The sequence below is a fragment of the Micromonospora sp. ATA51 genome (assembly GCF_016802855.1).
Classification (GTDB): Bacteria; Actinomycetota; Actinomycetes; order Mycobacteriales; family Micromonosporaceae; genus Micromonospora; species Micromonospora sicca.
Genome location: NZ_JAEVHJ010000019.1, coordinates 1 through 12,500 on the forward strand (window position 1 = coordinate 1; position 12,500 = coordinate 12,500).

General features: G+C 72.8%; 6 protein-coding genes and 3 pseudogenes. 4 read left to right on the forward strand and 5 right to left on the reverse strand.

Features of this window, described 5'->3' with window-relative positions; all coding sequences use genetic code 11:
* Positions 1 to 681: 681 nt before the first annotated feature.
* From JNW87_RS05620 to JNW87_RS05630, 3 genes are read right to left on the reverse strand one after another with little or no spacing between them, the layout of a single operon-like run.
* A complete protein-coding gene (locus JNW87_RS05620; protein WP_109806044.1) occupies positions 682 to 1,443 on the reverse strand; it encodes a succinate dehydrogenase/fumarate reductase iron-sulfur subunit in 762 nt (253 codons plus the stop codon).
* Complete coding sequence (locus JNW87_RS05625) at positions 1,440 to 3,377, reverse strand: fumarate reductase/succinate dehydrogenase flavoprotein subunit (protein ID WP_109806045.1); 1,938 nt, start codon at positions 3,375 to 3,377, stop codon at positions 1,440 to 1,442. The genes JNW87_RS05620 and JNW87_RS05625 overlap by 4 nt, the downstream gene beginning before the upstream one ends.
* A gap of 2 nt (positions 3,378 to 3,379) precedes the next feature.
* Positions 3,380 to 4,111 (reverse strand): succinate dehydrogenase cytochrome b subunit, encoded by a 732-nt coding sequence (locus JNW87_RS05630; protein WP_201750056.1) that lies wholly within the window; start codon positions 4,109 to 4,111, stop codon positions 3,380 to 3,382.
* Between the two features lie 35 nt (positions 4,112 to 4,146).
* On the opposite strand from JNW87_RS05630, the gene JNW87_RS05635 reads away from it, so the two are divergent.
* Positions 4,147 to 5,079, forward strand: a complete 933-nt coding sequence (locus tag JNW87_RS05635) for a LysR family transcriptional regulator (protein WP_238453236.1) — start codon at positions 4,147 to 4,149, stop codon at positions 5,077 to 5,079.
* Positions 5,080 to 5,088: 9 nt separating this feature from the next.
* Here JNW87_RS05635 and hrpA read toward each other — a convergent pair.
* Positions 5,089 to 9,101: pseudogene (gene hrpA / locus JNW87_RS05640) on the reverse strand (ATP-dependent RNA helicase HrpA).
* Between the two features lie 167 nt (positions 9,102 to 9,268).
* Here hrpA and JNW87_RS05645 point away from each other — a divergent pair.
* Positions 9,269 to 9,736 carry a cytidine deaminase gene (locus tag JNW87_RS05645; protein WP_236648793.1) on the forward strand — a complete coding sequence of 156 codons (468 nt, stop codon included), beginning with the start codon at positions 9,269 to 9,271 and terminating at the stop codon, positions 9,734 to 9,736.
* Between the two features lie 7 nt (positions 9,737 to 9,743).
* Here the strand turns inward: JNW87_RS05645 and JNW87_RS05650 are convergent, their stop codons facing one another.
* Positions 9,744 to 9,986, reverse strand: a complete 243-nt coding sequence (locus JNW87_RS05650; RefSeq protein ID WP_238453237.1) for a hypothetical protein — start codon at positions 9,984 to 9,986, stop codon at positions 9,744 to 9,746.
* Positions 9,987 to 10,287: 301 nt separating this feature from the next.
* Here JNW87_RS05650 and JNW87_RS05655 point away from each other — a divergent pair.
* A pseudogene (locus JNW87_RS05655) lies at positions 10,288 to 11,429 on the forward strand (FecCD family ABC transporter permease).
* A gap of 140 nt (positions 11,430 to 11,569) precedes the next feature.
* Positions 11,570 to 12,489, forward strand: a pseudogene (locus tag JNW87_RS41330) (FecCD family ABC transporter permease).
* The last annotated feature ends 11 nt before the right edge of the window (positions 12,490 to 12,500 follow it).

Sequence of the window (12,500 nt, forward strand, 5' to 3'; positions counted from 1 at the left end):
CGACCCCGAGTACGCCACCCTGGCGTTCGAGAAGGGTCTCAAGCAGGTCGACGGGTGGCAGGACATGCCGCTGACCGAGGCCGCGCAGACGGTGCAGGTGTCGGCCTACCCGGACGCCTACGCCCAGTGGGAGCAGCAGGCCGCCCACCTGGTCGCCCAGCACTGGAACAGCTGACCCAACCAAGCAACACGCAACAAGCCGCTGGCCGCACCCCGAGACAGGGGTGCCGGCCAGCGGCGTCTGCACTTCCCGAGATCTTGGAGAGTTGGCGTCAGTAGCGAACGGAAACTGTCCAAGATCGCAGGCGGTGGGGCGTACCACAGAAAGACGGTGACGGGCGGGCGGCGGCCGACCACGACGGGGCTGGGGGTGACCGTCCCCGGCGCAGGGATCAAGCCTGACCGCCCGGAGCCGGGGACGGTCGCCCCCAGCCCCCAGGCGCAACCAGGTCGGAAGCGGGACCCCGAAAGCCAGAAGCGCGAGCGCAACCACCGACAAGACCGCGAGCCACCGGGGCCCGACGAGGCCGGGTCCCACCCGATGACGTTGACGTCATCAGCTTCGTAGCGTGCCGGCAACAACCGCCAGGGCCCGTACCCGGGGGAAAAGGCCGGAAAGGCCGACCGCCGCACCCCGGACAGGGCACGGCGGTCGGTGTCTGCGCTGGTGGACGGCCGGGCTCAGGTGCCCGGGGTGTCGCCGCGCTTGGCGGTCGCCGCGAGGTAGTCGCGGTTGAGCCGGCCGATCGTGTTCAGCGGGATGCCCTTCGGGCAGACCACGGTGCACTCACCGGCGTTGGTGCAGCCGCCGAAGCCGGCCTCGTCGTGCGCGTCGACCATGCCGATCACCCGGGTGTACCGCTCCGGCTGGCCCTGCGGCAGCAGCGAGAGCTGGGTGACCTTGGCGGCCGTGAAGAGCATGCCGGAGCCGTTCGGGCAGGCCGCCACGCAGGCGCCGCAGCCGATGCAGGCGGCCGACTCGAAGGCGGCGTCCGCGTTGGCCTTGGCCACCGGCGTGGAGTGCGCCTCGGGGGCGCTGCCGGTCGGCGCGGTGATGTACCCACCGGCCGCGATGATCTTGTCGAAGGCGTTCCGGTTGACCACCAGGTCCTTGATGACCGGGAAGGCCCGGGCCCGCCACGGCTCGATGTCGATCGTCTCGCCGTCGGAGAACTGCCGCATGTGCAGCTGGCAGGCGGTGGTGCCGCGCTGCGGCCCGTGCGCGTCGCCGTTGATCATCAGGCCGCACATGCCGCAGATGCCCTCGCGGCAGTCGTGGTCGAAGGCCACCGGCTCCTCGCCGGCGAGGATCAGCCGCTCGTTGAGCACGTCGAGCATCTCCAGGAACGACATGTCCGGGGAGACGTCGTCGACCTGGTAGGTCACCATCCGACCCTTGTCCTCAGGGCCCTTCTGGCGCCAGATGCGCAGGGTCAGGTTCACTTGTAGCTCCGCTGCGTGGGGTGGACGTATTCGAACTTCAGGTCTTCCTTGTGCAGCACGGACGGCTCGCCGGTGCCGGTGTACTCCCAGGCCGCCACGTACGCGAAGTGCTCGTCGTCGCGCTGCGCCTCACCGTCCGGGGTCTGGTGCTCGGCCCGGAAGTGGCCGCCGCAGGACTCCCCGCGGTGCAGGGCGTCGATGCACATCAGCTCGGCCAGCTCGAAGAAGTCGGCCACCCGGCCGGCCTTCTCCAGCGACTGGTTGAGCCCTTCGCCGTCGCCCGGGACGCGGACCCGCTGCCAGAACTGCTCGCGCAGCGCGCGGATCTCGTCGATCGCCTTGCGCAGACCGGCCTCGCTGCGCTCCATGCCGCAGTGCTCCCACATGATCTGGCCCAGCTCCCGGTGGAACGAGTCCACCGTCCGGTCGCCGTCGACGGCCAGCAGCCGCTGGATCCGGTCCTCGACGTCGGCGCGCGCCTCGACCACCGCCGGGTGGCTGGCCTCGACCTTGTCGAACGGGCCGGAGGCCAGGTAGTTGGCGATGGTGCTGGGCAGCACGAAGTAGCCATCGGCCAGGCCCTGCATCAGCGCCGAGGCGCCGAGCCGGTTCGCGCCGTGGTCGGAGAAGTTCGCCTCGCCGATCACGAACAGGCCCGGGATGGTCGACTGGAGGTCGTAGTCGACCCAGAGGCCGCCCATCGTGTAGTGCACGGCGGGGTAGATCCGCATCGGGACCTCGTACGGGTCCTCGCCGGTGATCCGCTCGTACATCTCGAAGAGGTTGCCGTACTTGGCCTCGATCGCCTTGCGGCCGAGCCGGTTGATCGCGTCCGCGAAGTCGAGGTAGACGCCGAGCTTGGTCGGGCCGACGCCCCGACCCTCGTCGCAGACGTTCTTCGCGGCGCGGGAGGCGATGTCCCGGGGGACCAGGTTGCCGAAGGAGGGGTAGATCCGCTCCAGGTAGTAGTCCCGCTCGTCCTCGGGGATGTCCCGCGGCGCGCGGTCGTCGCCCTTGGCCTTCGGCACCCAGACCCGGCCGTCGTTGCGCAGCGACTCGCTCATCAGGGTCAGCTTCGACTGGTGGTCGCCGGAGACCGGGATGCAGGTCGGGTGGATCTGCGTGTAGCAGGGGTTCGCGAAGTACGCGCCCTTGCGATGCGCCCGCCAGGTGGCGGTGACGTTGCAGCCCTTGGCGTTGGTGGAGAGGTAGAAGACGTTGCCGTAGCCGCCGGAGGCGAGCACGACCGCGTCGGCCATCTCGGTGGTGATCTCGCCGGTGACCAGGTCCCGGACCACGATGCCCCGGGCCTTGCCGTCCACGATGATCAGCTCCAGCATCTCGTGCCGGGCGTTCATCTCCACGTTGCCGAGGCCGATCTGCCGCTCCAGCGCCTGGTACGCGCCGAGCAGCAGCTGCTGGCCCGTCTGGCCCCGAGCGTAGAAGGTGCGCTGCACCTGCGCCCCACCGAACGAGCGGGTGTCGAGCAGGCCGCCGTACTCGCGGGCGAACGGCACGCCCTGCGCGACGCACTGGTCGATGATGTTGACCGAGACCTCGGCCAGCCGGTGCACGTTCGACTCGCGGGAGCGGAAGTCGCCGCCCTTGACGGTGTCGTAGAAGAGCCGGTGCACCGAGTCGCCGTCGTTGCGGTAGTTCTTGGCGGCGTTGATGCCGCCCTGCGCGGCGATCGAGTGGGCCCGGCGCGGGCTGTCCTGGTAGCAGTAGGACTTCACCTGGTAGCCCTGCTCGGCCAGGGTCGCCGCGGCGGAGCCGCCGGCCAGGCCGGTGCCCACCACGATCACCGTCATCTTGCGGCGGTTGGCCGGGTTGACCAGCTTCGCCTCGAAGCGGCGGCGGTCCCAGCGGGTCTCGATCGGGCCCTCGGGAGCCTTGGTGTCGGCGATCGGGTCGCCCTCGATGAAGAGATCCATGGTCAGGACACCAATCCGGTGAGTACGGCGAACGGGACCACCAGGTAGCCGGCGCAGAGCGCGACGGCCAGGACCAGCGCGCCGGTACGGGCGCGGCGCTCGCCCTTCGGCGTCTGCTGGCCGAGGCTGCGGAACGCGCTGAAGGCGCCGTGGCGCAGGTGGAAGCCCACCGTGACGACGGCGAGGGTGTAGAAGAGCGTGACGTACCAGCGCTCCGGCGCGAAGTCGGCGACCACGTTGCCGTAGGGGTTGCTGGCGTCGCCCTGCGGGTTCAGGTGACCGGTGGTCAGGTCCAGGATGTGGTAGATCACGAAGAGCAGGATGATCACCCCACCCCAGCGCATGGTCCGGGCCGCGTAGCTGCCCTGCACCTTCTTGCGGTGCGCGTACTTGACCGGGCGGGCGGCGCGGGCGCGGCGGGCCAGCACGGTGGCGGCCACGATGTGGGCCACCACGGCGACGGTGAGCACGGTGCGCTGGATCCACAGGTACCAGGTGTGGGGCAGCAGCGGCGTGCCGATGTCGCGCAGCCAGTGCGCGTAGTGGTCGAACGAGGTCTCCCCCGTGAACACCTTCAGGTTGCCGAGCATGTGCGCGACGAGGAACAGCACCAGGAGAAGGCCCGTCACCGCCATGACGGCCTTCAGGCCGACGTTCGAGCGGATGGGCGACCGAGTTTTCGTGATTACCACACGACCGACGCTAGGAGCAGTTTGATCAGTCGTCCAATGCATCGACCTCGCAGTCTTGATAGCCGTAGGCTATGTAGATGCAGCTCCATCAGCTCCGGTACTTCGTCGCGGTAGCAGAAGTACGACATTTCACCCAAGCCGCCGACCTGGTAGGCATAACCCAGCCCTCGTTGAGTAAGCAAATTCACGCCCTTGAGGCCGGCCTCGGGGCCCCGCTCTTCGAACGGGTAAGGGGCAACATCGCCCTCACCACGGCCGGCGAGGTGCTGCTCCCGTTGGCCAAGCGGATCCTCGCCGACGTCGACACCGCCACGAGGGAGGTGCAGGAACTGGTCGGGCTGCGCCGGGGCCGGGTCCGCCTCGGCGCCACCCCCAGCCTGGCCACCTCCCTGGCGCCGCCGGTGCTGCGCCGGTTCCGCGACGCGCACCCCGCCGTCGACCTCGGGGTGGAGGAGGGCGGCTCGCAGGACCTGGTCCGCGACCTGCTCCGCGGTGACCTCGACCTGGCGCTGATCATCATGCCGTCGGCCGGCACCGACCCGGGCCTGCGCGCCGATCCGATCCTGCGGGAGAGCCTGTTGGTCGCCTCGGTCGACCCGCTGCCGGCCACCTCGGCCACCGGCGAGCTGCGCATCACCGACCTGCGCGATCAGCCGCTGGTGATGTTCCGGGAGGGCTACGACCTGCGCGACGCCACCCTCCACGCCTGCCGGGACGCCGGGTTCGAACCGACCCTCTCGGTCGACGGCGGGGAGATGGACGCCGTGCTCAGCTTCGTCGAGGCCGGGCTCGGCGTCGCCCTGGTGCCCGGCATCGTGGTCGCCCGCCGCCCCGGCATCCGGGTCACCCGGCTCGCCCCGCCCGGCGTACGCCGGACCATCGGGGTGGCCCGCCGGCGCGACGTCGTGCCCACCCACGCCGGCCGCGAACTCCGCCGCATCCTGCTCGAGTACGTCCACGACGCCACCGCCACCGACCAGCTCCCGCCGGGCGTCGAGCCGCTGTCGTGACGGGGCGGCTCAGCGGGCCTCGGCGTCGTCCATCGCCCGGTAGATCCGCTGCTCCGAGACCGGGTACGGGGTGCCGAGGGCCTGGGCGAAGACGTTCACCCGCAGCTCCTCGATCATCCAGCGGATCTGCCGCACCGCCGCCGAGTTTCGGCGGGCCGGCGGCAGCGCGGCGAGCATGTCCTGGTACTCCTTCTGCACCACCGCGATCCGGTCCTGCTGCTGCTTGTCCCGCTGCGGGTTGCCGGGCAACCGGTCCAGCCGGCGCTCGATCGCGGTCAGGTAGCGCAGCAGGTCGGGCAGCCGGGCGTACCCGGCCTCGGTGACGAAACCGGAGTGCACCAGGCCGGAGAGCTGGTTGCGGATGTCGGCGAGGGCGGCCACCACGGCCAGGTTCCGGGTCGCGCCGAGCCGCTGCTCCACCGCGTACGCGGCGGCGAGCACCCGGCGACCCGGTCCATCACGTCGACGACCGTGTCCACGAGGTCGGCGCGGACCTTGTCGCGCAGCGCCGCGAAGCCCTCGGCGTCCCAGGCCGGGCCGCCCGCGTCGGCGATCAGCTTGTCGATCGCCCCGCCGGCCGCGTCCTCGATGAGCTGCTGCACCCCGCCGTGCGGGTTGCGGCTCAGCGCCAGCTTCGCCTCGTTGGACAGCCGCCCCTGGAGGAACTTCGCCGGCGACGGCACGGTCAGCCGGAGCAGCCGCCGGGTCCCCGCCCAGTGCGCGGCGGCCTGCTCCGCCTCCGAGTCGAAGACCTTCACCCCGACCGTGGTGCCCTCGTCCACCAGGGCCGGGTACGCGGTCACCGCGTACCCGGCGCGGACCTGCTCGATGGTGCGGGGCAGGGTGCCGATGCTCCACTGGGTCAGGCCGCTCCGGGCCACGTCCGGCGCGGCGGCGGCGACGACCTGGCGTACCTCCTGGCGGAGCCGGCGTTGCAGGGTCGGCAGGTCCTTGCCCTCGGCGACCGGCTGGTCGTCCTCGCCGAGCACCCGGAAGGTCACCCGCAGGTGCGGCGGCAGCTTCGCCACGTCCCAGGCGTCCCGGGGAACGGTGACCCCGGTCATCCGGCGCAGCTGCCGGGTGAGCGCGTCGAGCAGCGGCTCCTCGCCGGCCGGCATCGCGGCCAGCGCCGCCCGGGCGTAGTCGGGCACCGGGACGAAGTTGCGCCGGATCGCCTTCGGCAGCGACCGGATCAGCGCGACCACCAGCTCCTCGCGCAGCCCCGGCACCTGCCAGTCGAAGCTCTCCGCCGGCACCTGGTTGAGCATCGGCAGCGGGATGTCGACGGTCACCCCGTCGGTGGGGGTGCCCGGCTCGAAGCGGTAGGTCAGCGGCAGCGCCACCCCGTCGGCCCGCCACTCGTCCGGGTAGTCGGCCTCGTCCACCCCGCCGCGGCCGGCGTTGACCAGCAGCTCGCGGGTGAAGGTGAGCAGGTCGGGCCGCTCCCGGCGGGTCTTCTTCCACCAGGAGTCGAAGTGCCGGCCGGAGACCACGTCGGCGGGGATCCGCTCGTCGTAGAAGCCGAAGATCGTCTCGTCGTCGACCAGGATGTCCCGCCGCCGGGCTCGGCTCTCCAGCTCCTCGATCTCGGTCAGCAGCTTCTGGTTGTCCCGCCAGAACTGGTGGTGGGTCTGCCAGTCGCCCTCCACCAGGGCGTGCCGGATGAACAGCTCCCGGGACAGCGCCGGGTCGATCCGGCCGAAGTTGACCTTGCGGGAGGTGACTAGCGGGATGCCGTACAGGGTGACCTTCTCGTAGGCCATCACCGCGGCCTGCTTCTTCTCCCAGTGCGGCTCGCTGTAGCTGCGCTTGACCAGGTGCTGGGCCAGCGGTTCGACCCACTCGGGCTCGATCCGGCCGTTCACCCGGCCCCAGAGCCGGGAGGTCTCCACCAGTTCGGCGGCCATCACCCAGCGCGGCGGCTTCCTGAACAGCGCCGAGCCGGGGAAGAGCGCGAACTTCGCCCCCCGCGCCCCCAGGTACTCGTGCTTCTGGGCGTCCTTGAGCCCGACGTGGGAGAGCAGGCCGGGCAGCAGCGACTGGTGCACCTTCGGGGTGTCGATCTCCTCCGGCAGGTCCGCGGCGGGGCCGCGCCGGCCGTCGCCGTCGCGCGCCGGTCGCCCTCCTTCCGGGGTACGCAGCACCTGGCGCAACTGGCTGACGATGTCCTGCCATTCGCGGACCCGCAGGTAGTTCAGGTATTCCGCCTTGCACATCCGGCGGAACGCGCTGGACGACAGCGCCCGCTGCTGCTCGCGCAGGTAGCGCCAGAGGTTGAGGAAGGCGACGAAGTCCGACTCGGAGTCGGCGAACCGGGCGTGCGCCTGGTCGGCCTGGGCCTGCTTCTCCGCCGGCCGCTCGCGCGGGTCCTGGATGGACAGCGCGGCGGCGATCACCACCACCTCGGTCGCGCAGCCGTTGCGCTCGCCCTCGAGGACCATCCGGGCCAGCCGCGGGTCGACCGGGAGCTGGGCCAGCCGCCGGCCCAGCGGGGTGAGCCGCTTCGCCGGATCCGCCTCGGTCGGGTCGAGCGCGCCCAGCTCGTGCAGCAGGTTCACGCCGTCGGCGACGTTGCGCCGGTCCGGCGGGTCGATGAACGGGAACGCGGCGATGTCGCCCAGCCCGATCGAGGTCATCTGGAGGATGACCGAGGCCAAGTTGGTCCGCAGGATTTCCGGGTCGGTGAACTCCGGCCGGGATTCGAAGTCCTGCTCGTCGTAGAGCCGGATGCAGATGCCGTCGGAGGTACGACCGCAGCGCCCCTTGCGCTGGTTGGCCGAGGCCTGCGAGACCGGCTCGATCGGCAGCCGCTGCACCTTGAGTCGGCTGGAGTAGCGGGAGATCCGCGCCGTGCCCGGGTCCACCACGTACTTGATGCCGGGGACGGTCAGCGAGGTCTCCGCCACGTTGGTGGCGAGCACCACCCGGCGTCCGGCGTGTGGGGCGAAGACCCGGTGCTGTTCGGCGGAGGAGAGGCGGGCGTACAGCGGCAGGATCTCGGTGCCCAGCAGCGACCGCTTCTTCTGCACGAGCTTGCCCAGCGCGTCGGCGGTGTCCCGGATCTCCCGTTCGCCGCTGAGGAAGACCAGGATGTCGCCGGGGCCCTCGGCGGCCAGCTCCTCGACCGCGTCGCCGATCGCCTGGATCTGGTCGCGGACGTTCTCCTCGTCGTCGGCGTCGGACTCCTCGGCCTCGGTGACCTCGACCAGCGGCCGGTACCGCACCTCCACCGGGTAGGTACGCCCGGAGACCTCGACGATCGGCGCCGGCTGCCCCTCGGCGTCGGCGAAGTGCCGGGCGAAGCGGTCGGTCTCGATGGTCGCGGAGGTGATGATCACCTTGAGGTCGGGGCGGCGGGGGAGGAGCTGGCGGAGGTAACCCAGGATGAAGTCGATGTTGAGGCTGCGCTCGTGCGCCTCGTCGATGATCAGCGTGTCGTACTGGCGGAGCATCCGGTCGGTCTGCAGCTCGGCCAGGAGGATGCCGTCGGTCATCAGCTTGACCAGGCTGTTCTCGCCCACCTGGTCGGTGAAGCGGACCTTGTAGCCCACCACGTCGCCCAGCTCGGTGCCGAGCTCCTCGGCGATCCGGTCCGCGACCGTACGGGCGGCGAGCCGGCGGGGCTGGGTGTGCCCGATCAGCCCGCTGATCCCGCGCCCCAGCTCCAGGCAGATCTTGGGCAGCTGGGTGGTCTTGCCGGAGCCGGTCTCGCCGGCCACGATCACCACCTGGTGGTCCCGGATCGCGGCGGCGATGTCGTCCCGGCGCTCGCTGACCGGCAACTGCGCCGGATAGGTGATCACCGGCACGGCCGACCGCCGGCTCGCCAGCCACGCCTCGGCCCGCGTCACGTCGGCGCTGATCTCGGCGAGCGCGGCGTCCCGGCGCTGCGGGTCGCGCAGCCGGCGGACCCCGTCCAGCCGCCGCTGCAGCCGGCGCTGGTCGCGGAACATCAGGGCGGGGAGGCGGCGGTGCAGCTCGCGAACGGAGTCGGGCGCGGCGGGTACGGCTGGATTCTGCATGTCGTCGCCAAGAATAGGCAGCCCCGCGGCGAAGTGCCGCCGGGTTACCGCCCGCCGACCGGCGCGGGTGGCGGCGGCGCGGACGCACCCGCGCGCGCCCTCCCCGGTCGGGGCCGTCGCCGGGCTAGAGTGGCCGCCGACCGACATGCTCGACGGACGGGATGATCATGCGGGACACCGACCGGGCGCTGGTGCAGGCGGCCACCGCCGTCGCCAAGCTGCGCTGCCGCAGCGAGAACCACACCGTCGCCGCCGCCGCGCGCAGCGCCGACGGGCGGGTGTTCACCGGCGTGAACGTCTACCACTTCACCGGCGGACCGTGTGCCGAGGTGGTGGCGATCGGTGCCGCCGCCACCCAGGGCGTGACCGAGCTGGAGACCATCGTCGCGGTGGGGGATCGGGGCCGGGGCGTCATCCCGCCGTGCGGTCGCTGCCGGCAGGTGCTGCTCGACTACTTCCCGTCGATCAAGGTGATCGTCGGCCCGGCGGACGGGCTACGCGCGGTCTCGGTGGCCGACCTGCTGCCCGAGACGTACGTCTGGGCCGACCAGCAGGTGGAGTTGGCGACGGTGCCCCGGACCGGGGTGTGGCCGATGCCCGTGGTGCCCGGCAGCCGCCCGGCGGCGGAGGACTGAGCCCGGGTCAGTCGCCCGACGCCGCCTCCAGCATGGACCGGGGGACCGGCACCTTCTCGAAGCGCACGTTGCCCTCCGGCACCATCCAGCTCAGCACCTGGGCGACCAGCCGTCCGGCCCGGACGGCCGGGTCGTTGGCGTACAGCTCGCGGGCCATCTCGGGGTCCACCGAGAGCACGGCGAAGCCGTGCAGCCGTTCGTCGTCGGCGCCGAGGCACGGGCCGGCGGCGAGGACCGCGCCCTGCTCCACCAGCCCGGCCTGATGGGCGAGGTGCGCGTCCTGCAGGCGGTCGACCGCGTCCAGCGGCAGCTCGGGTGGTCCGGCGGGCGGACCAGGAGGACGACGGTGTGCTGGTCGAATCGCATGCGGCCAGCCTAGGGGCGGAAACGCCCTGATTGTCCGCCGGTTGCCGGTAGCGGCCCCATCCGGGGGGCCTGCACCGCCCGGGCCGGCCCGACCGGGCCGGGGGCATCGACGAATCCGAGTTAGGCCCGCCTAACTGACTCGGCTAAGGTAAGGCGATCCTAAGCTGAGAGGGCGGAACTCTGCCGTGACCACCGTCGCCACCCGACCCCAGCGGGCCGGCGTCCCGAGCCGCCGGCGGCCCGGCCGCCGGGCGGCGATCGCCGCGGCGGCGGCCCTGCTGCTGGTCCTGGCCCTGCTCGCCAGCCTCGCCCTCGGCAGCCGCCCGCTCGCCGTCGACCAGGTGTGGCAGGCGCTCACCGCTCCCGACGGCGGCGAGGCCACCACCATCGTCCGGGAGCTGCGCCTGCCGCGTACGGCGCTGGGACTGATCGTCGGCCTCGCGCTCGCCGTCGCCGGGGTGCTCTTCCAGGCGCTCACCCGCAACCCCCTCGCCGAACCGCGGATCCTCGGCATCAGCGCCGGCGCCTCGTTCGGCGTGGTGCTCGCCATCGCGGTCTTCGGCGTCGGCAGCCTCGCCGGGTACGTCTGGTTCGGCGTCGCCGGCGCGCTCGCCGCCGGCCTGCTCGTCCTCGCCGTGGCCAGCGGCACCCGCGAGGGCGCCAGCCCGGTCACCCTCGCGCTGGTCGGCGCGGCCCTCGACGCCAGTCTCGCCGCCGGGGTGTACGCCATGCTCAGCATCGACGCGCGCACCTTCGAGGAGTACCGCTTCTGGGTGGTCGGCGGGCTGACCGGCCGGGACGTCGGCGTCGCCGGACAGGTGCTGCCGTTCGTCCTGGCCGGGCTGGTGCTGGCCGCGCTGGTCGCCCGGGGCCTCGACGCGCTCGCCCTCGGCGACGACGTGGCCCGCGGCCTCGGCCACCGGATCGGCCTGGTCCGCCTCGGCGGCGGCGCCGCCGCCGTGCTGCTCACCGACGCGCTCGCCCTCGGCGACGACGTGGCCCGCGGCCTCGGCCACCGGATCGGCCTGGTCCGCCTCGGCGGCGGCGCCGCCGCCGTGCTGCTCACCGGCGCCGCGGTGGCGCCGCCGGACCGATCGCCTTCGTCGGGCTCGCCGTGCCGCACCTGGCCCGGGCGCTGGTCGGCACCGACCACCGGTGGACCCTGGCGGTCTCCGCCCTGCTCGGGCCGGCCCTGCTGCTCGGCGCCGACGTCGTCGGCCGGCTGGTCGCCCCGCCCGGTGAGGTGCCGGCCGGGATCGTCACCGCGCTGATCGGCGCCCCGCTGCTGGCGTACCTGGTCCGCCGCGCGAAGGTGGTGGCCGCGTGACCGCCGTCGACTCGTCCCGCCCGGCGTACGCCGGGCTGCCCGGTCGGTCGCTGCTGCGGCTCGGGCCGGTGAGCGTGCAGGTGCGCCGCCGCGCGGTGCTGGTCGCCGCCGTGACGGCCGTGCTGCTCGCCGCCGCCGTCGTGCTCAGCCTCTCCCTCGGCACCCCGTACGTCGCCCCGGCCGACGTGCTCCGGTCGCTGTCGGGCGCCGGCACCCCGTACGACCTGGTGGTGCGCGACCTGCGGCTGCCCCGGATCGTGCTGGCCGCGACGGCCGGGGCGGCCTTCGGGGTCGCCGGCACGCTCATCCAGAGCGTCGCCCGCAACCCGCTGGCCAGCCCGGACGTCATCGGTATCACCCAGGGCGCCGGCCTGGCCGCCACCGTCGCGATCACCACCGGTGCCGCCGCCGTGCTGGTCGCCCCGGCGGCGCTGCTCGGCGGGCTGGCCGCCGCGCTGCTGCTCGCCCTCGGCGCCGGCACGGCCTGGCCGCCCAGCGGTTCGTGCTGGCCGGGGTGGCCGTCGCGTTTGCCCTGCGGGCGCTGACCGAGGTGGTCATGCTCTCCGCCGACCCGATCGACGGGCTGCGGGCGCAGATCTGGCTGATCGGCACCCTGGCCGGCCGGGGCTGGTCCGAGACGGCGTGGATCGCGCTCACCCTGGCCGTCCTGCTGCCGGTGCTGGCCTGGGCCGGCTGGGCGCTGAACGGCGCCGCGCTGGACGACGACACCGCCCGGGGGATCGGGCTGCGCCCGGTGGCCCGCCGGGTGGGCCTGGCCGTCACCGGCGTCGTGCTGGCCGCCACCGTCACCGCCCAGGTCGGCGCGGTCGACTTCGTCGCGCTGGTCGCCCCGCAGGTGGCCCGCCGCCTGGTCCGCGCCGAGCGGCCCCCACTGGTCTGCGCCGCCCTGGTCGGCGCGCTGCTGCTGGTGCTGGCCGACCTGGTCGGCCGGCGGCTCTTCGCCCCCACCCAACTGCCGGCGGGCGTGCTCACCGCCGCCATCGGTGGTCCTTACCTGATGCTCCTGCTGGTCCGACGGCGGCGGCGGAGGTCCGCGTGAACCGCACCCCT

What these genes read in the sequence shown, in the direction of transcription:
- JNW87_RS05630 (WP_201750056.1), bottom strand. Translation starts at nt 4,111, where the DNA reads ATGCATTGGACGACTGATCAAACTGCTCCTAGCGTCGGTCGTGTGGTA.
- JNW87_RS05645 (WP_236648793.1), top strand. Translation starts at nt 9,269, where the DNA reads ATGCGGGACACCGACCGGGCGCTGGTGCAGGCGGCCACCGCCGTCGCC.
- JNW87_RS05625 (WP_109806045.1), bottom strand. Translation starts at nt 3,377, where the DNA reads ATGGATCTCTTCATCGAGGGCGACCCGATCGCCGACACCAAGGCTCCC.
- JNW87_RS05635 (WP_238453236.1), top strand. Translation starts at nt 4,147, where the DNA reads ATGCAGCTCCATCAGCTCCGGTACTTCGTCGCGGTAGCAGAAGTACGA.